Source organism: Streptomyces sp. NPDC003720 (assembly GCF_042875075.1).
Taxonomy (GTDB): Bacteria; Actinomycetota; Actinomycetes; order Streptomycetales; family Streptomycetaceae; genus Streptomyces.
This window is the reverse complement of the sequence record NZ_JBIANZ010000007.1, coordinates 307,744-328,345: the sequence shown is the minus strand read 5'-3', so window position 1 is coordinate 328,345 and position 20,602 is coordinate 307,744. Positions and strand designations below refer to the sequence as shown.

The 20,602-nt window shown below is 68.0% G+C and carries 16 protein-coding genes; 9 read left to right on the top strand and 7 right to left on the bottom strand.

Going from position 1 to position 20,602, the window contains the following annotated elements; all coding sequences use genetic code 11:
* Positions 1–47: 47 nt before the first annotated feature.
* Positions 48–1,331, bottom strand: coding sequence for a DNA sulfur modification protein DndB (locus ACFYU0_RS21375; RefSeq protein ID WP_389303353.1), 1,284 nt, complete (start codon positions 1,329–1,331; stop codon positions 48–50).
* A gap of 330 nt (positions 1,332–1,661) precedes the next feature.
* Complete coding sequence (locus tag ACFYU0_RS21370; RefSeq protein ID WP_389303351.1) at positions 1,662–2,225, bottom strand: hypothetical protein; 564 nt, start codon at positions 2,223–2,225, stop codon at positions 1,662–1,664.
* Between the two features lie 270 nt (positions 2,226–2,495).
* On the opposite strand from ACFYU0_RS21370, the gene ACFYU0_RS21365 reads away from it, so the two are divergent.
* From ACFYU0_RS21365 to ACFYU0_RS21340, 6 genes are all read left to right on the top strand, one after another.
* Positions 2,496–4,709, top strand: coding sequence for an N-6 DNA methylase (locus ACFYU0_RS21365; RefSeq protein ID WP_389303348.1), 2,214 nt, complete (start codon positions 2,496–2,498; stop codon positions 4,707–4,709).
* A 90-nt stretch (positions 4,710–4,799) separates the two neighbouring features.
* Positions 4,800–6,809 (top strand): N-6 DNA methylase, encoded by a 2,010-nt coding sequence (locus ACFYU0_RS21360; protein ID WP_389303346.1) that lies wholly within the window; start codon positions 4,800–4,802, stop codon positions 6,807–6,809.
* On the top strand, positions 6,806–8,143 hold the full coding sequence (locus ACFYU0_RS21355; protein WP_389303343.1) for a restriction endonuclease subunit S: 1,338 nt from the start codon (positions 6,806–6,808) through the stop codon (positions 8,141–8,143). Before ACFYU0_RS21360 ends, ACFYU0_RS21355 begins: the two co-directional genes overlap by 4 nt.
* A gap of 2 nt (positions 8,144–8,145) precedes the next feature.
* Complete coding sequence (locus tag ACFYU0_RS21350; RefSeq protein ID WP_389303340.1) at positions 8,146–11,337, top strand: type I restriction endonuclease subunit R; 3,192 nt, start codon at positions 8,146–8,148, stop codon at positions 11,335–11,337.
* A 156-nt stretch (positions 11,338–11,493) separates the two neighbouring features.
* The gene (locus ACFYU0_RS21345) at positions 11,494–12,747 is read left to right on the top strand and encodes a hypothetical protein (protein WP_389303337.1); all 1,254 of its coding nucleotides are present in this window, start codon (positions 11,494–11,496) and stop codon (positions 12,745–12,747) included.
* A gap of 233 nt (positions 12,748–12,980) precedes the next feature.
* Positions 12,981–13,649: a hypothetical protein gene (locus tag ACFYU0_RS21340; RefSeq protein ID WP_389303335.1), complete on the top strand. Its 669-nt coding sequence runs from the start codon at positions 12,981–12,983 to the stop codon at positions 13,647–13,649.
* 80 nt (positions 13,650–13,729) lie between these two features.
* Here ACFYU0_RS21340 and ACFYU0_RS21335 read toward each other — a convergent pair whose 3' ends face one another.
* Positions 13,730–13,942: a DUF397 domain-containing protein gene (locus tag ACFYU0_RS21335; protein ID WP_389303332.1), complete on the bottom strand. Its 213-nt coding sequence runs from the start codon at positions 13,940–13,942 to the stop codon at positions 13,730–13,732.
* Entirely contained in the window at positions 13,939–14,814 is an 876-nt protein-coding gene (locus ACFYU0_RS21330) for a helix-turn-helix domain-containing protein (protein WP_389303330.1), read from the bottom strand. The genes ACFYU0_RS21335 and ACFYU0_RS21330 overlap by 4 nt, the downstream gene beginning before the upstream one ends.
* A gap of 161 nt (positions 14,815–14,975) precedes the next feature.
* Between ACFYU0_RS21330 and ACFYU0_RS21325 the strand changes: the two genes are divergently transcribed.
* The 3 genes from ACFYU0_RS21325 to ACFYU0_RS21315 all read left to right on the top strand — a co-directional run bounded on the left by ACFYU0_RS21325 (position 14,976) and on the right by ACFYU0_RS21315 (position 18,645).
* Positions 14,976–15,488, top strand: a complete 513-nt coding sequence (locus ACFYU0_RS21325) for an ATP-binding protein (protein WP_389303328.1) — start codon at positions 14,976–14,978, stop codon at positions 15,486–15,488.
* A gap of 85 nt (positions 15,489–15,573) precedes the next feature.
* Positions 15,574–17,160 (top strand): protein kinase, encoded by a 1,587-nt coding sequence (locus ACFYU0_RS21320; protein ID WP_389303326.1) that lies wholly within the window; start codon positions 15,574–15,576, stop codon positions 17,158–17,160.
* 69 nt (positions 17,161–17,229) lie between these two features.
* Complete coding sequence (locus ACFYU0_RS21315; RefSeq protein ID WP_389303322.1) at positions 17,230–18,645, top strand: CBS domain-containing protein; 1,416 nt, start codon at positions 17,230–17,232, stop codon at positions 18,643–18,645.
* Between the two features lie 15 nt (positions 18,646–18,660).
* On the opposite strand, the gene ACFYU0_RS21310 is transcribed toward ACFYU0_RS21315, so the two are convergent.
* From ACFYU0_RS21310 to ACFYU0_RS21300, 3 genes are all read right to left on the bottom strand, one after another.
* A complete protein-coding gene (locus ACFYU0_RS21310) occupies positions 18,661–18,894 on the bottom strand; it encodes a hypothetical protein (protein WP_389303319.1) in 234 nt (77 codons plus the stop codon).
* Between the two features lie 169 nt (positions 18,895–19,063).
* On the bottom strand, positions 19,064–19,738 hold the full coding sequence (locus tag ACFYU0_RS21305) for a hypothetical protein (protein WP_389303316.1): 675 nt from the start codon (positions 19,736–19,738) through the stop codon (positions 19,064–19,066).
* Positions 19,739–20,226: 488 nt separating this feature from the next.
* Positions 20,227–20,505: a hypothetical protein gene (locus ACFYU0_RS21300; RefSeq protein WP_389303313.1), complete on the bottom strand. Its 279-nt coding sequence runs from the start codon at positions 20,503–20,505 to the stop codon at positions 20,227–20,229.
* Between the last annotated feature and the right edge of the window lie 97 nt (positions 20,506–20,602).

Below are 20,602 nucleotides of genomic sequence, written 5' to 3'. Positions count from 1 at the left end.
CCCCTGGAATCCGCCGGATGTGGAGGCACTCCGGCGTTGCTGGTGGGTCAGAGGGCAGCCGGGGCCTTCTTGTACCAGTCCGTGATCACCTTGGTGAGGTGCACGACGTTCTGCTGCCGCATGATCGGGGCGGAGGCGTTCGGCTCGAAGTCCTCGTTCGCGGCCGTGGTGCGCCAGACGCTGTCCTCGGTGACCGGGGCGGTCATGTGCCGGTCGAGCCGCTTGAAGAACTCCTGGATGTCACCGTCTTCTGCCCCGTCCTCCCGAAGGTTGCGGTAGACACCGCCCAGGACGCGGAGCATGCCCACGGACCCGAGGAGCGAGGACTCGCGCAGCCTCATGGCCTTGGTGGGGGGCGCCGGCGGCTCGTTCTTCTTCTTGTCGGAGAGCGAGGGGTCGTAGTTGTCCACGTCCTCCTCGGTGATCTCCGCGAGCGCGGTGAAAGCGATGGAGATGACGTCCAGGAAGCCGCGGACGCTTTCGATGACCTCGTTGTCGGTCAGCGACTCGACCTTCCTGCTGACCCGGCCACCGGGGCCGGCGATGACGGCCCGCGTGATGTCGGCGACGTGCTTGGCGCCCATCAGGTTGCGGTTGGTCAGGGTCATCCGGTCCCGCTCGATGTCGATCTTGCCCAGGAAGAGGGGGTGGGTGACGATGTCGCTGAGCGTGCGGTTGGCGATGCGCGAGGTGTCGAAGCGGGCCCGGACGGCGCCGGAGATGCCCTTGGCGTTGTCCGCGACGTCGACGAACATCTGCTGGCCCTTGACGCCGTCGGGCTCCACGTAGATGTCGATGCCGACGAACTCGTCCTTGAGCCGCTGCATTCGGCCGATCAGAGCCTCACGGTCCTGCTCGAGCTTCGCCTTCCTGGCCTCGTTGGCGCGGAGGATCTCCCGGTCGATGCGGGAGACCTCGTCCGTGATGCGCTTCTTCTCCAGGTGGACCCCGAGGATGCGGTGCTGGCCGTCGATTGTGATCAGGCGTCCGATGCCGCCGATGGACCACGGGACGGTGAGGTAGCCGACCGAGCCGTCTTCGCTGATCGGCTCGAAGCGGCAGCTGCCGGTGTCCCGGATGAGGAGGGCCGGAGCCACCCAGCCGGGGTTGTCGGCGAGGTACTGGCCGAAGCCCTTGGCGTGGGCGATGTCCACCTTGCGGTTGTCCGGGTCCGGCTTGGCCGGGTCGGGGATGGTGAGGATGACCGAGAGGTCGGAGAGCGGGATGCGCGTCGAGTAGACGGTCCGGCCGCCCTGGCTGGTGCGGATCGCCAGGTAAGTGGACTCCTCACGCACCAGGGAGAGGCGGGACGAGTCAACGGTGATGGTCATGGATGACTTCCTTTCCGAGCAGGTAGCCCTCGAGGGCAGCGGGAGTAAGGCGGGCGGCCCGTGGCGCCCACCGGGTGGGACATGCGGGTCAGACGCCAGCGACATCAGACGGGTGGACCTGGTCGGGGACGGCGAGGAACCGCGCCGGGACGGCGCGATCATCGGGTGCGGCGTGACCGGAGGAGAGGCGGTTGTGCCCAGCCGGAGCGGCCCTCCGCAGGGGCTTTTGTCGTCATGCCGCCTTCGGCTGGCCGCGGGCGGCGCTGCCGGGACAGGGAACTGCCGGGTTCTACAGGTGGGTTCGGGACGGCGCGGGCTCCGGCTGCGTCGTCAGTAGTTGCCGTTGCTCAGGATGCCGCCGTCAGCGTTGTAGACGGTGACGAGGCCGTTCTTGCTGGCCTTCCCGCGGCCGGCCTGGAAGTCGGCGAAGGCCGAGGCGAGCAGCTTGGCGTTGCCGGCATCCGCGCTGACCAGGTCCCCGGTGTAGTTCGTGTAGATGTCGGCCGTGTCCAAGATGTCGTTGTTCTTGTCGGCGCCCTGGACCTTGGTGACGTGCGTCGCGGCCTGCCGCGTCTTCGCGGACTCGTGCTTCTTCACGTACGCCTTGAAGGCGTCGACGGTGGACTGCTGGGGCGCGGCGGTCTTGGAGGAGCCGGTGCCCTTGGAGGACCCACGGCTCTTGGAGGAGCTGGTGCCCTTGGAGGACCCGGTGGACGCGGCGGAGGACGCGGCGCCGGCCGAGGAGTCGTCCGAGCCGGACCCCACGGCGGACGCGATACCGCCGATCACGATCACGGCCAGGACGCCGAGGCAGCCCAGCTTGGCCTTGGACCGCTTCTTCGGCGGCACGGGAGGCTGCGGGTATCCCGGCTGCTGCGGGGGCTGGGTGGTCATCTGGGTTCCTCCTGTTGCGATGCGCGATGTGCGATGGCCGTGAGTGGAGAGATCCGATGCGCGGCGCGGACTCAACAGAGCACCCGGCCCGCCGCTTCCAATCGGAAGCAGGACCAGATAAGCACAACACTGAAAGCACCGTCAATCACCTTTACGGCCTTGACGGCCGCTGTAATGTGTTAACCGTTCATCCATCCGACTGGCCCGAGAGGTACGGAACCCCACGCCATGCCCCAGCAGCCACCAGCCCAACTGGCGCCCTCAGCGCACGTGACAGCCGCCGAGATCTCCCGCATCGCGGGGGTCACGCGCGCCACCGTCAGCAACTGGCGCCGCCGCCACGACGACTTCCCGGCCCCCAGCGCAGGCACGGAGACCAGCCCGCTCTACGACCTGTCGGCCGTCCAGGCATGGCTGCGGGGACGCGGGCACACCTCCACCGCCTCACCGACCGAGGAACTGCGTACGGCGCTACGGCTGTTGGGCCCCGGCTCTGGTGTGACCGCGCGACTGTTCCCGCTGGTGGCCGCCGCGTCCCGCCGCACACCGCAGGAGCTGGCCGAACTCGCCGCCCTGTCCGACGACCAGCTGATCGCCCGAGCCGAGAAATCCGCGGGCGAGCTCCCGGTCGCCGTGCCCGAGGCCGAGCCGTTCCACTACGGCCCGGACGACGCGGGCGTGCTCCGCGCCCTGCTGGGTTGCGTCCGTGAGGCGGGAGCGCAGGCCGCCGTCGACGTCCTCGCCGAACGCGAACTGGACGAGAGCGCCGCCAGCGGCGTCTACCAGACCCCGGACGGCCTGGCCCTGCTCATGGCACGGCTGCTGCCCGCCGGCGCGTCTCGCGTTCTCGACCCCGCCTGCGGCAGCGGCACGCTCCTCGCCGCCGCCGCCCGGCAGGGTGCGCAGGAGCTGTTCGGGCAGGACTCGCTCCCCGTCCAGGGCCGGCGCACCGCGGTCCGGCTGCTGCTCGCCGCGCCCGGAGCCGAGACGGCGATCCGCGTCGGCGACAGCCTGCGCGCCGACGCCTTCCCGGACGTCACCGTGGACGCCGTCCTGTGCAACCCGCCGTTCGCCGACCGCGACTGGGGTCACGACGAGCTGGCCTACGACCCGAGGTGGGCGTACGGACTCCCACCGCGCATCGAATCCGAACTGGCCTGGGTGCAACACGCCCTCGCGCACCTGGAGCCCGGCGGCCACGCGGTCATGCTGCTGCCGCCCGCGCTCGCCTTCCGCTCCTCCGGCCGCCGCATCCGCGCGGAACTCATCCGCAGCGGGGCCCTGCGCGCCGTCGTCTCACTTCCGGCGCGTGCCGCGTATCCGCTCCACATCGGGCTGCAGATCTGGGTGCTCCAACGCCCCGAGCCGGGCGGCACGGACCGTACGACGGTGCTGTTCGTCGACGGGGAGGGCGAGCAGCGGGACGGCGCCGCGGGCACGCCGTCCGCCACCGACACGGCCACGGCCGGCGCCGGCACCCGTGGCGGCTCACGCCCCCGCCGATCCGGCTCCTCCTCTTCCGCCGCCTCCTCCGCGCCCGCCTCTTCCTCCTCTGCCTCCTCCTTCGACTGGGCGGGGCTGACCGACCGGGTCCTCGGCCAGTGGGCCGCGTTCACCACCGCCCCCGACACCTACGCCGACGAGCCCGGCGTCGCCCGCGCGGTGCCGCTCGTCGACCTCCTCGACGACGTCGTCGACGTCACCCCGGCCCGCCATGTGCGGGCGACCGCCGCCGACATCGACCCGGCCGCCCTGTCCCGCCGCGTCCACGACCTGCGCGGCCAGCTGGCCGACCAAGTAGCCGCCTTGGCAGCCGCCTCCGCGTCCGGCGGGTGGCAGCCGTCCGGGGCCTCGGCCCGCGAGTGGCGTACGGCGACCGTCTCCGACCTGGCACGCGGCGGGGCCCTGACCGTGCTGCGGGCGGCGCCGTCCGGCACCCGAGGCTCCAAGGGTTCCGCCGCCCCCACCATGGACCGGCCGGTCCTCACCGCCTCGGACATCTCCGCCGGGAACCCCCCGTCCACCAGGGCCGTCGACCTCCCCGCGGACGCCGCGCAACCCGTCGTCGCCGGTGACGTCCTCGTACGCGCCCTCGGGGGCGGTGGCGCCGCGGCCTCGATGACCCGGGTCGCGGACGACCAGGACGCCGGAGCCCTGCTCGGTCCGCACATCCACCTCCTGCGCCCCGACCCGGCCCGCCTCGACCCGTGGTTCCTGGCCGGGTTCCTCGGCGCCGAGGACAACATCGCCTCCGCGTCCACCGGCAGCACCCACGTGCACGTCACACCGGGCCGGCTGCGCGTACCGCTGCTGCCCCTGGAAGAACAGCGGCGCTACGGGGAGGCCTTCCGCCGCGTGTACGAGCTGCGCGCGGCCGTCCGCCGAACCGCCGACCTCGCCGCCGACACCGCGGCCACCCTCACCACCGGCCTCACCGCCGGCGTACTCCTGCCACCGGACAGCCCGGACAGCCGTTCCGCCTGAAACGCCCCACGCGTCCCCCCGCACACGACCACACTGGATCCCTGCCGTCCCACGCCCGGACGGTGCTCTTCGGAAGGAAGCCGGGACCTCTTGAACAGCAGCAAGCACACGGAGCTAGCGAACCACGCCTGGTCCGTCGCCGATCTCCTGCGCGGTGACTACAAGCAGTCCGACTACGGCAAGGTCATCCTGCCGTTCACCGTGCTGCGCCGCCTGGAGTGCGTCCTGGAACCGACGCGCGGCAAGGTCGTCGAGACCGTCGCCAAGTTCGCGGGCCAGGACATCGACACCGACCACTTCCTGCGCAAGGCCTCGGGCCACTCCTTCTACAACAAGAGCGACCTCACGCTGCGGAAGATCGCGGCCGACCCGCAGAACGCGGCGAAGAACCTGCAGATCTACGTCGGCGCCTTCTCCGACAACGCCCGCGAGGTCCTCGACAAGTACGAGTTCAACCAGCAGGTCAGGAAGCTCGACTCCGCGAACCTGCTGTACCAGGTCATCGGCAGGTTCACCGACCTCGACCTGCACCCCGACGTCGTGCCCAACCACAACATGGGCTACATCTTCGAGGAGTTGATCCGCCGCTTCGCCGAGCAGTCGAACGAGACGGCGGGTGAGCACTTCACCCCGCGCGAGGTCATCAAGCTGATGGTCAACCTGCTGGTGGCGCCCGACGCGGACGCCCTCAGCCTGCCCGGTGTCGTCCGTACGGTCATGGACCCGGCCTGTGGCACGGGCGGCATGCTCAGCGCCGCCGACGACCGCATCAAGGCCCTCAACCCGGACGCAACGGTCGAGGTGTACGGGCAGGAGCTCAACCCCGAGTCCTGGGCGATCTGCCGGTCCGACCTCATGATCAAGGGCCAGGACCCGGAGAACATCCGCTTCGGCAACTCCTTCTCCGACGACGGCCACGCCCGCCGAAAGTTCGACTACCTCCTCGCCAACCCGCCGTTCGGCGTGGAGTGGAAGAAGGTCAAGGAGGAGGTCGAGTACGAGCACAAGTCGCTCGGCGACGCCGGCCGCTTCGGCGCGGGCCTGCCGCGCATCAACGACGGCTCGCTGCTCTTCCTCCAGCACATGATCTCGAAGATGAAGCCGGTGGACGTGCACGGCGGGGGCGGCTCCCGCATCGCCATCGTCTTCAACGGCTCCCCGCTGTTCACGGGCGCGGCCGAGTCCGGCGAGTCCAACATCCGCCGCTGGATCCTGGAGAACGACTGGCTGGAGGCGATCGTCGCCCTCCCGGACCAGCTCTTCTACAACACCGGCATCTCCACGTACTTCTGGATCCTCACCAACCGCAAGGACGCCGACCACAAGGGCAAGGTCGTCCTGCTGGACGCGCGCGACCAGTGGCAGAAGATGCGCAAGTCCCTCGGCGACAAGCGCAAGGAACTCGGCGACGGGACGAACGGCCGCCCCGACCACATCGGCGACATCACCCGGCTGTACGCGGAGGCGCTGCAGGTCGCGGGCGACCCGGAGCACCCTCTGCACGGCAAGGTCAAGGTCTTCTGGAACGAGGACTTCGGCTACCAGCGCATCACCGTGGAGCGGCCGTTGAAGCTCCGCTTCGAGGTCACGGAGGAGACCCTGGCCGCGCTGGCGGAGGCCAAGCCGGTGGCGAGGCTGGAGCGGAGCGAGGAGTTCGTCGCGGCGGTGCGTACGTTGCTCGGCTCGTCCTGGACGACGAAGTCCGACGCTTTCGTCGCGCTCAAGGACGCGGTGGTCGCGGCCGGGCTGACCTGGCCGTCGGGAGCGCCGTTCGCGAAGGCGGTCCGGGAGACGATCGGCGTCCGGGATCCTGAGGGCGAGGTCCAGAAGGTCAAGGGTGCGCCGGAGCCGGACTCGGACCTGCGGGACTACGAGAACGTTCCGCTCGGCGAGGACGTCGAGGAGTACCTCAAGCGCGAGGTGCTGCCGCACGTGCCGGACGCGTGGATCGACCACACGAAGACGAAGATCGGCTACGAGATCCCGTTCACGCGGCACTTCTACGTGTACAAGCCGCCGAGGCCGCTGGCGGAGATCGACGCGGAGTTGAAGTCGCTTGAGGCGGAGATTCAGGCGCTGTTGGGTGAGGTGACGGAATGACCGTCACTGCGGAAGGGTGGATCGAAGGCGCGCCTGCTCAATGGAAGCGGGGGCGCATCAAAAATCTCATCGCATCGGCCAGCAACGGAACTTGGGGTGGCGAACCCGCCGAAGATGGCAGCGATGTCCGCTGTATTCGCGCCGCCGACTTCGACCGTGTGGGGCGTCGAGCGAAGGTCGATGGGGCTCCGTTGCGAAGCGTCGACGAATCATCGCTGCGGCAGCACCTCCTGCATCCTGGCGACCTCATTCTTGAGAAGTCGGGGGGAGGTGAAAAGCAGCCCGTCGGCATGGCTGTTCTCTATGAAGGTGGAGAGAAGGCAGTGTGCTCCAATTTCTGCTCTCGGATCTCCCCAGTATCCGATGTCGACTCGCGTTTCTTGACGTATGTCTTCGCCGCTGCATACGGGCAAGGGTTGACGCAGAGCGCCATCAACCAAACCACGGGCATCCAGAACTTGGATGCCAGGGTGTTCTTCTCCTCTCCGTGGGCATATCCAGGGCTGGAGGAGCAGCGCCGCATCGCCGATTTCCTCGACGGCGAGACCGCCCGCATCGATGCTCTCACGGGCAAAAGGACGGTCCAGCTAAAACTCCTGGCAGAACGTCGTGCGGCACTGAAGACCAGGTGCGTAACGTGTTCCGGTCCCCAGAAGGTGCATCACCCACTGTTGGGCGACATTCACCCAGACTGGCAGGTGCTGCCCCTCCGGCGAATTCTCCCCGCTATTAATGTGGGTGTTGTCATTAACCCGTCACACCACTTCACGGAGGCTGGTATTCCGTTCATTCACGGATTTAATGTGCGTGAGGGGTTTATTAGCCAAGTTGGCATGAAGTTCATGAGCAGTGAGAGCAATGAGCTGCACAAGCGATCGAGGGTTTACGCAGGAGATGTCCTCGTTGTGCGCGCTGGAGCTACTGCTGGACGGGCTGCCAAGGTCAGCGAAGAGTTCGATGGAGCTAACTGTGCCTCAGTTCTGATTCTCAGGAAAAGTGAGGCGCTGGACGCGACCTACTTGGAAACCTTCATCAACTCCGTCGCCGGAAAAGGGCAGGTGTCCTTTTCTCAATACGGTGCAGCCCAGGAAGTGATCAGCGCAGGGCAGGTTTCTTCCTTCTCCATCGCGCTTCCCCCGCTTAGCGAGCAGATCGCGAGAGTGGCCAAACTCTCAGTAGCCACTGCTGAGACAGCCGCTCTGGAGTCGGGACTGACGCGGCAAGTCGCTCTCCTGTCCGAACGCCGCCAAGCCCTAATCACCGCCGCCGTAACCGGCCAGTTCGACGTATCCACCGCCAGCGGACGCAACGTAACGGACGGAGTCACCGCGTAGCCATGAGCCCCATCCACACGGAGTCCGCCTTCGGTGATGCCATCGTCGCCGCCATGGTCGAGCGCGGCTGGCGCGAGGCGCGTCCCCAGGACTACCGGGCCGATCTCGGCCTGGACACCAACGAGTTGTTCACCTTCATCGGGGCGACCCAGCCCGACGAGTGGAACGAACTGCTCACCGTCTACGGCGGCGACCCGAACGAGGCGCAGCGCGGGTTCGCCAGTCGCCTCGACCAGGCCATCGCCACCAACGGGCTCCTCGACGTACTCCGCAACGGCGTCAAGGACCGGGGTGTCCTGCTCCGGGTCGCGTACTTCAGGCCGAACCTCGTCGCCCACGACTCCGTGCTGGACGGCTACCGGGCCAACCGCCTCACCGTCGTCCGCGAACTCGAGTACGCGACGAAGCAGGCCGACTGGGGCAACCGGCTCGACCTCGCCCTGTTCCTCAACGGAATCCCGGTTGCCACGGCCGAGTTGAAGAACCCGCTGACCAAGCAAGGTGTGGAGCAGGCCAAGGAGCAGTACCGTACCGACCGGGACCCCACCGAGCTGATCTTCACGCGTCGGGTCGTCGCGAACTTCGCCGTGGACCCGGACTTGGTTTTCGTCGCCACCCAGCTCAAGGGCAAGAACACCCGCTTCCTCCCGTTCAACACCGGCTCCAACGGCCCCGGCCAGCCGGGCGGCGCGGGCAACCCGGCCCCGACGGTCTACGGCACCTACGCGACCTCCTACCTCTGGGAGCAGGTCTGGCAACCGGACAACTGGCTGGACCTGCTCCAACGGTTCGTGCACCTGCACAAGAGCAAGACGCCCGGCGGCGGCGCCACCAAGACGATGATCTTCCCCAGGTTCCACCAGTGGGACGTGGTCAAGAAGCTCACCTCACACGCCGCCACCCACGGCGCCGGCCACGACTACCTCGTCATGGCCTCAGCCGGCTCGGGCAAGTCGAACACCATCGGCTGGCTCGCGCACCGCCTCAGCGACCTGCACACCCCCACCGACCCGTCGGAGCTCGACACCGAGGCCGTGACCAAGGGCCTCAAGCCGGGCGTGCCGGTCTTCGACAAGGTCATCGTCATCACCGACCGCCGCAACCTGGACGCCCAACTCCGGGAAACGGTCGGCAATTTCGAGCAGACCGCGGGCCTCGTCGTGAAGATCGACGAGAAGCACGGGGCGAAGGGCGAGCAGCTCGCCAAGGCCCTCTCCCGCGACACCGGGAAGATCGTCACCGTCACCCTGCACTCCTTCCCGGCACTGCTGGACTACCTCCAGCGCAACCCCACCGAGATCCAGGGCAGCCGCTTCGCGATCATCGTGGACGAGGCGCACTCCTCGCAGTCCGGCGACGCCGCCACCGCCGTACGGTCCGCCCTGCGCGACCTGGGCCTGGACTCCGACTCGGACGACGCCGGCGCGACCACGGTCAAGGCCGAGGCCGCCACCCTCGACGAGCAGCTCAAGAAGAGGGCCGAGCAGCGGTCCCGCGCCGCGAACCTCTCCTACTTCGCGTTCACCGCCACGCCGAAGGCCAAGACCCTCGAACTCTTCGGCACGCTCCAGGACATCGACGGCAAGGCGGCCTACCGGCCCTTCCACACGTACTCCATGCGACAGGCGATCGAGGAGGGCTTCATCCTCGACCCGCTGCGCAACTACGTCACGTACAACACGTACTGGAAGCTGGTGAACCAGAACCCCGACGAGCGGGAGGTCGACCCGTCGAAGGCGAACTCCCTGCTCGCCCGGTACGCGCTGACCCATGACTCGACGGTCGCCCAGCACGCCCAGGTGATCGTGGAGCACTTCGTGGCGCACAGCCGGGGCCGTCTCGGCGGGCGGGCCAAGTCCATGGTGGTTACCGCCTCGCGGCAGTCCGCCGTACAGATGGCCCGAGCGATCAAGAGCTACATCAAGGACCGGGACTACGACACCAAGTACCCCGACCTGGGTGTCCTGGTCGCCTTCTCCGGCTCGCTCACCCTGGATGGCAAGGAGACCACCGAGCCGAAGGAGAACGGCGGGCTGTCGGAGAGCGCGCTGCCGAAGGCGTTCGCGTACACGCGTGCCGACGACAAGGCCGCCCGAGCCGGCGGTGCGGGCCAGCGCGAGTACCGGATCCTGGTCGTGGCGGAGAAGTACCAGACCGGCTTCGACCAGCCGCTTCTCACGACGATGTACGTCAACAAGTCGCTGACCGGCATCTCCGCCGTCCAGACCCTGTCCCGCCTGAACCGCACCGCCGAGCGCAAGACCCAGGCGGACCTGGCGGTCCTGGACTTCGTCAACGACGCCAACGACATACAGGACGCCTTCCGCCCGTACTTCGAGGAGGCGAACACCCTCCCCTCCGACCCCAACCTGCTCTACACCGCGCAGAGCCGGGTCATGCAGGCCGGGATTCTGTCCGGGCAGGAGATGGACGAGTTCGCCGCCGCGTACTTCGCCGCCAAGGAGAAGGCTGCGGGCTCACAGTCCAAGTGGGAGAAGCTGCACGCCGAGCTGTACCGGCTGCTCTCCCCCGCCGTCGCCCGCTTCACGCCCCTGCTGGAGAGCGAGGACGAGGACGACCAGGAGACGGCGGAGAACTTCCGCGCCGACCTCAACGACTACGTCAGGAAGTACGGCTTCCTCGCGCAGATCGTCCCCTACCGGGATGCCGAGCTGGAGCGGCTGCACCTCTACGGCCGCTACCTCCTCAACCGGCTGCCGCGCCGCGCGGACGGCGGCGTGGACATAGGCGAGGTCGACCTCAGCCATATGCGGGTGGAAAAGACCGGCGAGTACGACGTCTCCCTCACCTCCGAGGGGCCGACGACGATGCAGGGCTTCGGCGACGGCTCGGGCGGTGCGAAGGAAGCGGAGAAGTCGCTGCTGTCGCAGTTGATCGAGAAGTTCAACGAACGCTTCGGCACCGAGTTCACCGAGCAGGACGTCATCCGGCCCTTCGAGGAGGCCAAGGCCGACCCGAAGGTGCGGGCGGCGGCCGTCGTCAACGACGAGGAGAACTTCGGCCTTGTCTTCGACAACGTCTTCGCGGACAAGATGGCCGACCACATCGACACCATCGCGGGACTGGGCCGCCAGTACTTCGGCCCCGACAAGGGCTTCAAGTCCAGCCTGGACCGCAGCGCCCGCAAGGCCGCCTGGCGGATGATCCGCCGCGAGGTGGGCCTGGACGACTGACGTCCGACTCGTAGGCCCCGGCTGAACGTGCCGGCCGGGGCACCCTTTGAGCTCCGCATGCCGTAGCCGTGCGGAGCGGAAGGCTCACGAGCCGGTGCCGGCTGCCGCGTCCTTCTACCTCCCCTCGACCACGAGAAGCCACTTCAGGAGCGGGCGATGGACAACGAGATTCAGCTGATCAGTGACGGTGACGGACTGGCGGTCATCGGGAATCCGTCGGATGTCGATCGCTTCCTCGCCTCGGAGGGACTGGCGTCCCAGGACCTCGGACTGGAACGGCTCAAGTCCGCCATCGGTACCGGGGCCGTGGTCGCGCAGGCAGGTTCGGAGATCGCCGCCAGCTCCGGTCGCTGGGTGAAGCTGACGCGGGAGTCGGCACAGCGGGTCCACAAGTACGGGCTGATGGAAAGCAAGACGCCAGGCGTCCGCCATGCGATGGTGGGGAAACCTGGCTCGATCAAGTCGTGGCTCCAGGTCGAGAGGGGGGCCGGCTCGTTTCTGACCAACCCGGCGATTCTTGCCGGTGCCGCGGGGATCATGGCGCAGGTGGCGATGCAACAGAGCATGGCCGAGATCACCGACTATCTCGCCACCATCGACGAGAAGGTCGACGACGTGCTGCGCGCCCAGAAGGACACCGCGTTGGCCCGCATGATCGGAGTGGGCTTGGTCATCGAGGAGACCATGACCATCCGGGAGAAGAGGGGCAGGGTCGACGAGATCATGTGGTCGAAGGTGCAGACCGCGCCGACGACGATCGCAGAGACCCAGGTCTACGCCTTGCGTCAACTCGACGCCGTCGCGGAGAAGATGGAGCGCAAGACCGACATCGGTGATCTCGCCGCGACGGCCAAGAAAGCCGAGTCGATTGTTCGGGAGTGGCTCGCTGTACTGGCTCGCTGCTTCCAGCTGCAGGACGCGATCGCCGTTCTCGAACTCGACCGGGTGCTGGACGCGTCTCCGGGGGAGCTGGACGGGCATCGCAGCGGGCTGAAGGATGCCCGGCAGGACCGGCTGGAACGGATCACGCTCAGCACCGAGCGCCTGGTGGCCCGGATGAACGCGGCCGCCGACTCGGCCAACGCGAAGGTGCTGCTGAACCCGGCCGCGTCCCCGGCCGTGGTCCGGTCGAGCAACCATGTCTCGGCCAGTGTCCATGACTTCCACGGACGGCTCGGCATCGAGTCCGGACGCCAGTCCTCGAAGACGAGACAATGGACGGACGCGGCCGCGGAGGCGATGGACAAGGTGCTCGAGGCAGGAGAAGAGGGCGTCGATGCCGCCTGGCGCGTCGGCAGCGAGACCCTCGGCCAGGCCAGATCGGCGACGGGCAAGCTCTCCAGCGGGATTGCCGAGCTCTCCAGCGGGGTTGCCGAGCGAGCTCTCCGTTGGTTCGGGGACAACGAGTAACGCCACGAAGAAGGTTGATGAGCGGCGGCCGTCAGCCATGGGGCTCGGTTGACGGATTTGGTCCCCGGCAACACCCTCGATTGCGACGAGCCAAGAAGGCCGGTGGTCGTGGTCGGCCCTCAGACGTGAGTGCCCGGCCGCCAGTGCGACTGAGCACCCATTTTCTGCGTACAACCCTGTGCGCCGTGCAAGTTGTCCTCTGCGTGAGGTGCAACGGATCTGGAGGGGAAAGAATGAACCACGCGGCAGGCGAGCTCGAGGAGTCTCGGCTCCAGAAGGCCGTTGAGACGATCGTCATCACACCGGAGGCGGCCGCAAAGCTCGTAGACGGCTACCGTGCGACCTTCGAGGACAAGTTCAAGCGGAAGCCCGAGAGCCCGGAGGACAGGCGCCGGATCGCGGCCAAGATCATAGGCCGGTACTCCAAAATCTCGGCAGCCGCCGGGGCGGCCACCGCGGCTCCGAGCGTGATCCCAGGGATCGGAACTGCGGTCGCAGTCCTGGGCGGTGGTGCCACTGACATCGCCGTGGCTCTCAAGCTCCAGGTCGACATGTGCATGTGCCTGGTCGAGGTGTACGAGACCGAGCTGAGCAATGAGGACAAGAAGCACCTCGCCTTCACGATCGCGTTGGCGGGTTCGGCAGAACAAATGGCGACAAAGGGCGGCAAGGCCGCCGTACAGAAGATCGCCGAGAAGCTGGTCTACCAGTACCTGAAGGGGCCCGCCCTGGTCACGATCAAGCAGTTGTTCAAGCGGGTGTCCATCACCTTCACCCAGAAAGCGATGGCCAAGGCGATTCCAGCCGGCATCGGTGTCGCATTCAGCAGCTCAACGAACTACGTTCTGACGACGGTGGTGGGCAAGGTTGCCGTCGCCGTCCTGGCCAAGGATGTGAAATAGCCTCCGCCCCTCACCCCGACAAGACGCGGGCGCCCAGCCGCCACTGCGACTGGGCCCCACGGGGGTTGTGAAGGTACGGCTCAGACGCTCTGGTCGGCGGCCAGCCGGACGAGCCCGGCCCACGCCTCGGGGGCGACCGTCAGAACCGGTCCGGACCGGACCTTCGAGTCACGGATGTGTACGGCGTCCACGGCGGCTGCGACCTCCACACACTCGCCACCCCCGCCGCTGCTGTAACTGCTCTTGAACCAGGCCGACTCCGACACAGTCAACTTGGTGCTTCGCAAGGTCATTTCACTCCCAGCAGTTCCTCGATGAAGTCCAGCGACTCACGAGGGGTGAGCGCCTGTGACCGGAGGATGCCATATCGAGCTTCGAGCTCACGGATCTTTCCCGCACTGGTGTACAGGCGACTGTCGTCCTGAACCTCGGTGTACGCGATGCGCCGCCCTTCGGCGTTGTCGATCAGGTTGAAGGGTCCGCCCAGCCCCGCATGGTCCTCTCGGTCGGTGGGCATCACCTGAATCTCCACGTTCCGGTTCTGCCCCACGAGCAGGAGCTGCTCCAACTGCTCGCGGAGGGTTGCCAGTCCACCGATCGGCTTGCGGAGCACCACTTCCTCGATGATGAAGCTCAGAAGTGGGGCTGGACGACGAGTGAAAATTTCCTGCCGCGCCAACCGCGCCGCCAAGCGCTGTTCAATGACGTCGTCATCGAGCAGGGGGCGCTGCATCTGGAAGACGGCCTTCGCGTACTCCGCTGTCTGCAACAGGCCGGGCACCGCAAGAGCCGCGTACACAGACAGGCCGAGCGCGCTCGCCTCCAACCGCGCCATGTCCCGGAAGAACGCCGGATACTGCGCCCGCCCCACCTCCTCCTTCAGCGCCTTGAGGACGCCCCCGGCGTCCAGCACCTCGTCCGCGCGGTCGATGAACCTCGGCGGGGGAATCCGCCGCCCCTGCTCGAAGGAGGCGATCGACTGGGCCGCGTAGCCCGTGAGCCTCCCGAACTCCGGCCGCTCCAGGCCCGCCCGTACCCGCAGCAGCTTCAACTGCCGCCCGAACGCCGTCACCACGCCCGATCCCGGCTCGTCCTCCGGCCTCGGCCCGGCGTCATCCCGCGCACCCTCGGCCTCGCCCTGCCCCACCGACTCCAGCGACTCCATCGGCTCCACCGCCTCCCCGGCCCCGTTCCCCGGCCCAACGCGCCCACCCCGAGCCGGTCACGCGGCGCGCCTCGTACACCTCCCGCCCCGTCGCGTACAACCCGAACGCGACGGCGCGTCACCACTGGTCACGCTACGCCACCGCCGGAAGCGTTGAGGGCATGAACAACGAGATCGCTGCTCCTTCCCGTAACGGTCAACCCATCGGCCCCACCGGTCACTTCGCGATGCGCTTCAGCTCGACCCCGCGCGGTGCGCGGCTCGCCCGGCGGCTTGCCGGGCAGCGGCTCGACGCGTGGGGCATCGCCTACGACTGCGACGCGCACCACGCGCTGACGCTGATCGTCGCCGAGCTCGCCGCCAACGCCGTCCGGCACGGCCGGGTCCCCGGCCGCGACTTCCACCTCGCGTTGGCCCGCGACGCCACGACCGTACGGATCGAGGTCACCGACACCCGCACCGAAGGCGTACCGGTCGTAGCGACGCCCACGGACCTCCGCGACACCGGCCGCGGCCTGCTCCTGGTCGAGCGGCTCGCCGACCGCTGGGACTGGCACCCGCGCAGGGACGGCCCCGGCAAGACGGTCTGGGCGGAGTACGTCCTGCCGGCGGGAGGCCGACCGGTCGCAGCGCCCCCCTGCCCGTCGTCCACCGCTGCGGCCGCGCCCGGGTAGCACCGCGGGCCCTGGACGGCAGATCGACGCAGCGGTCACACTTGACCCCTTACCGTGACTGTTCATCACGCACACCGGGGGCAAGGTGCCGCAGGAGGCGATCTCCGACCGTTACGAACTCCTGGAGGAGCTCAGCCACGGCGGCATGGGCGACGTGTGGCGCGGCTACGACTCGGTGCTCGACCGGCCCGTCGCCGTGAAGCTCATCCGGCAGGCGTCGGTCACCTCCCCGCAGCTGGCCGAGGAGTTCGCCAAGCGCTTCCGTCGCGAGGCCCGCATCACCGCGCGCATCCAGCACCCCGGCGTGCCGCAGGTTTACGACGCGGTGCTCGACGCGTCGTACGAGCGGCTGTTCCTGGTGATGGAGCTCGTCGACGGCGTACCGCTGTCCGCCTACCTCGACCCCGGCCGGCCGCTGCCGGTCAGCTGGGCGGCCGCCGTCGCCGCGCAGGTCGCGACCGTGCTGTCGCACGCGCACGACCTACCGGTCATCCACCGGGACCTCAAGCCGGGCAACATCCTCGTCGCCCGTGACGGCACCGTGAAGGTCCTGGACTTCGGCATCGCGGCGATGCTGCGCACCGACGTCACCAAACTGACCGCCACCGGCAGCCCCATCGGCACCCACCAGTACATGTCGCCCGAGCAGGTCCGCGGCGGACGCATCACCCCGCAGGCCGACCTGTACGCGCTGGGCTGTGTGCTGCACGAACTCCTCAGCGGGCGCCTCGCGTTCGAGGCGGAGAGCGAGTACCTGCTGATGTACCAGCACGTCAACGCCGCCCCCGCCCCCCTGCGGCAGCTGCGGCCCGACGTCCCGGAGGCGTTGGAGGAGCTGGTCCTGCACCTGCTGCGCAAGGCGCCCGAGGCGCGGCCCGCCGACACGCAGGAGGTGTACGCACGGCTGCTGCCGTTCCTCCCGCCGCCGGGTGGAGAACCCGGCACGGCCGATGCCGGGCCGGCCGGTGCGCCCGACCCGACGAGCGTGTTCCGTCGCCCCTTCGCGCCCCGCGCCCGCGCCCAAGCCCCCGCACCCGATGGTTCGACGCCGACAGCCGTTCTCCCGCGGGCCCAGCCGGTGCCCGTCCCCGCCCGGCTGCGCGAGGACATCAAGGCGGCGTACGCCCACTCCGACGCCCTGCTGGAGGAGGAGCGGTTCGCGCAGGCCGCCGAGGTGCTCGGCGAGGTCATCGAACCCGCGGCCCTCGCCCTCGGCTCCGAGAGCAAGCAGGTCCTGGCGCTGCGCCGCCAGCGAGCGGCGATCCGCCTCCTCGGCGGCGACTACCGGGCCGCCCTGCCCGAGTTCGACGCCCTTGCCGACGAATACGCCCGCATCGCCGGACCCACCGGCGAGCAGGCCCGCGCCTGCCGCGCCCAGGCGGCCCGGTGCCGCGCCGAACTCGGCCAGGTCACCGACGCGCTCGCCGCGCTCCAGGGCGTGCTGAACGTCGTGCGGGCCGTCGACAGCGACGTGAGCGAGGAAGCCGTGGAGCTGCGGCACAACATCGGGATGCTGCTGCTTGCCCAGGGTCGGGCCGTCGAAGCCCGGCAGGTCTTCGAACCGCTCCACGAAGACATGTGCATGGTGTTCGGCCCCAACGACGAAATGACCGCCGACATCGCCGAGGCGCTCGCCGTGATCCGTCTCGGCCTCGACGATTCGGCTTCCTGACCCGGGATCCCCAAGCCAGCACCTCAGCTCCTCCCCCCCGTTCCCTTCCCGCGGCAAGGCATAGGTGACATGACTGGTTCGACCACCGGTTCTGCAGAGGCGCAGTCCCGCGCCCGCTACCTGCTCGAGGGGCGGCGGGTGACCATCGCCGACCTACTCGGCATCGGGCTCCTAAAGGAAGGGGAGCGGCTGCGGTTCGTCCGGCCCCGCGTCGGCGAGTCGCACGAGGCCACAGTCACACCCCGGGGGTGGATCCGGCTGTCGGACGGGGAGGAGTTCCGCTCCCCTTCCAAAGCCGCCATGGTCGCGGTCGGCAACGGAACTTTCGACGGCTGGGAGGCGTGGCAGGTCGACGACGGCAGATACCTGACACAGTTGCGTCAGGAACTGCTCGACCGGGCGGCCGAGGAAGCCGATCCCACGGCACCTGAGAAGGAGCAACAGCAGACGTCGATGTCGCCTAGGGAGCGGCACGCAAGTCTGAAGGAAGCGCGTGAATCGGCGGAGGCAGGGCGCCCCTTGTCCCTCTCCGTACAACACCTGCTGGCCTGGTGGGGTGCGACGGGCCGAGGCGCGGTAAACGACCAGATCGAGGCCGAACTGGCCAACCACAGTCTGATCACCTCACCGGAATTCGACAAGGTGTCCCTGACCGCGACGGTCCGACTGGTCAAGGCTGCGGAAGAGCAGACCGAAGACGTTCCCCTCGCCGGGTTGCCAGTGACGGCTGTGGCGGCCGCCGGAGTGTCCGAAGAGTTGGATCCACGCGAGACGGGATTGACCGTCGGCACCCTGCCGTCTGCCCTCGCCGGCGTCGTCAGTGTCAAGCCGACCGCCACGTTCGAGGAAGTCATCACGCTGATGGTCCTCCACGACTTCTCCCAGTTGCCCATCCTCGCCGGTCCACACAACCTGCGGGGATCCGTCTCGTGGAAGTCCATAGCGCGCGCCCGCCATGCCGACCCCGACGCCCACCTCTCCCAGGCGATCGTGGACGCACGCGACGTCCGCTACGACCACGACCTGATCGACGTCCTCCCCACCCTGGTCGAGCACGACTTCGTACTCGTCAGGGACCAGCACAACGCGATCGCCGGGATCGTCACCGCCGCCGACGTCGCCCATGCCTACGGCGAACTGGCCGGGCACTTCCTCCTGATCGGTGAAATGGACCGCCGGCTGCGACAGGTCATCGCGGGGGCCTTCACCCTGTCCGAGGTCACCGGCCTGTGCGACCCGGCAGGTGAACGCATTGGCTCTTTCGGGGACATGACCGTCGGTGACTACCAGCGGATACTGGAGAACCCGGGACTGTGGACACAGCTCGGATGGCCGCTCGACCGCAAAGTGTTCATTGCGCGGCTGGAGGAGATTCGCCGGATCCGCAACAACGTCATGCACTTCAACAGCAGTGATCCCCTACCGAAGACGGACGTCGACAAGATCCGGCACCTGAACAAGCTGCTGAGGGAGTACGGAGAATAACCCTGCCTTCGGCACTCAGCCGGTGGTCTCGAACAACTCGTCGTTCAACGGTGCGCGTCGCTGCGTAGACGGGAGGCGTTTACGGGACTTCTTCGAGGGCTTCCGCCCGCGCGAGGACGCTGCGACCGGCCAGATCAGCTCCGACTCACCGCGGGCCCGCCGCGTGAACTCGCCCGTGCGAGCTCGCTCCCAAAGGATTTCGACAGCGGCCTCCAGGACGGCCGGGTAATCCAGGTCGGTGAGCTCCATGCCTCCCCCTGACGGGCTGCCGGCCACAGAGGGTATCGCGCACGATCGGGGCACGTCCCGCTCTCGTTGATACCTTGGCCGGTCGGACTGCAGGACTGAAAACGACGAAGGCGAGCCGGACACTGCAGCAGTTGTGTCCCAGCCAACCTCGCGCGGGGCACGGTTGTTCCTACAAGGTGAGGGCTGTCCACTGTTCGCCCGACGGCCGATAGACGCAGTTCGCAGTGATGCGAAATACCGGCGACGAAACGTAGTCCATCTTGCCTTTGGCCTCGACGTTCAGTTCGGAGCCGCGGAGCGCGATGATAAAGATACCGCCAGAGACTCGGATCCAGTACGCGGGTGGGTCGAGCTCGGCGAGAACCCCGAGCTCGGGCAGGCGCAGATAGCGTGGGGCACTCTTGTCGTACTCGGTAATCAAGGCGTGGAGATTACGCTGCAGGTCGGCGAGGACGTCGCTGGGAACATGGTGTTTTACCTCGGGCTCCAAGACGCGCGCGAGGTGGCGGTGCCCACGTCTGGCTGCAATGTCGACGGGCCGCTCTCCAGTGCTGTTCCGCAAGGTGCGCCACGCTCCGCACTCGAGGAGACCTTGCACGATGTCGGTGGGCACTCCATGCCACGCGGCCTGGTGGAGCGGAGCGTACCGTTTCTTTCCATCCAGGCGGACAGCGTTGACCCAGCTGCGCTTGTCCCTGGCGCTCAGGATGGTGAAGACGCGTCGCCAGTTGCCGTTGCGGGTGGCGTTGGCCAGCTCATCCCGCTGTGCCACTTCGTCCGAGTGAAGAATGGCCCGGGTTATACGCCCGTCCCATTGCGCGATGTCTTCGAGCTGATAGTCCATGCGAACGAGCGTACGGCCGGTGACCACCTCTGCAGGGGCTGTTGAGCAACGCGAGGTGCCGCAGTGTTACTGGGAAGTTGGCACGCCGGAGGCCAGCGCGGGCCCCTGATGAAGGCAGGCCCTTTGTCGCCCCCAAAAGGTCTGCGGTGCTCACCGCTTCGATGGCCGCAACCGACCTCGGCGACTCCCCCGCCCTCGTTCCCACGGCGTCGCAGGGGCCCTCATGGGAACGGAAGGCCGAGTAAGCACAGGGAAGGACCGGAAGAAGCCGGAAGGCTCCGCCGCGCTGACCAGCAAGAACGATGAAGCCAGGGAAAAGACAGGACAGACAGAGTGATCAATAAACCCTCTCCTAAAGCGGGTGTCGCAGGTTCGAATCCTGCCGGGGGCACCAGCGCAGAGGCCCCGGACCGATCATGGTCCGGGGCCTCTGCCATTCACTTCTGACATCAACGAGGGCAGTCACCCACGCTCGGGCCGCCTCTTCCTCAGCTGCCGGTCGCCCGTAGCTCTTCCGTCCGCCGGCGGGCGTAGCCCTCCAAGTCCTGCTTGATGGCCATGACGTCCTCCACGCGGATCCGGATGGGCCCGCAGTGCAGGGCATCGCAGGAGCGGGGAAAGCTGCCGTCGATGAGGGAGACGCCGCTGAGTACGACGCCCGCCACCTCATCAACCGCGGTGCACAGCACCGGGTGGAACGAGCAGTCCTCGTAGATGTCGCCCACCCGGATGCCGTTCGGGTTGCCGGGGTCTGGTGTCTCGCTCATGGGAAGAACCGTCTCAGTTTCCGTCTCGCTCAGCGACTGTCAGGCCCGTTGGGCCGGGCTCCGGGCAAGTGATGCGCCGCGCCCACCCATCCGCCTC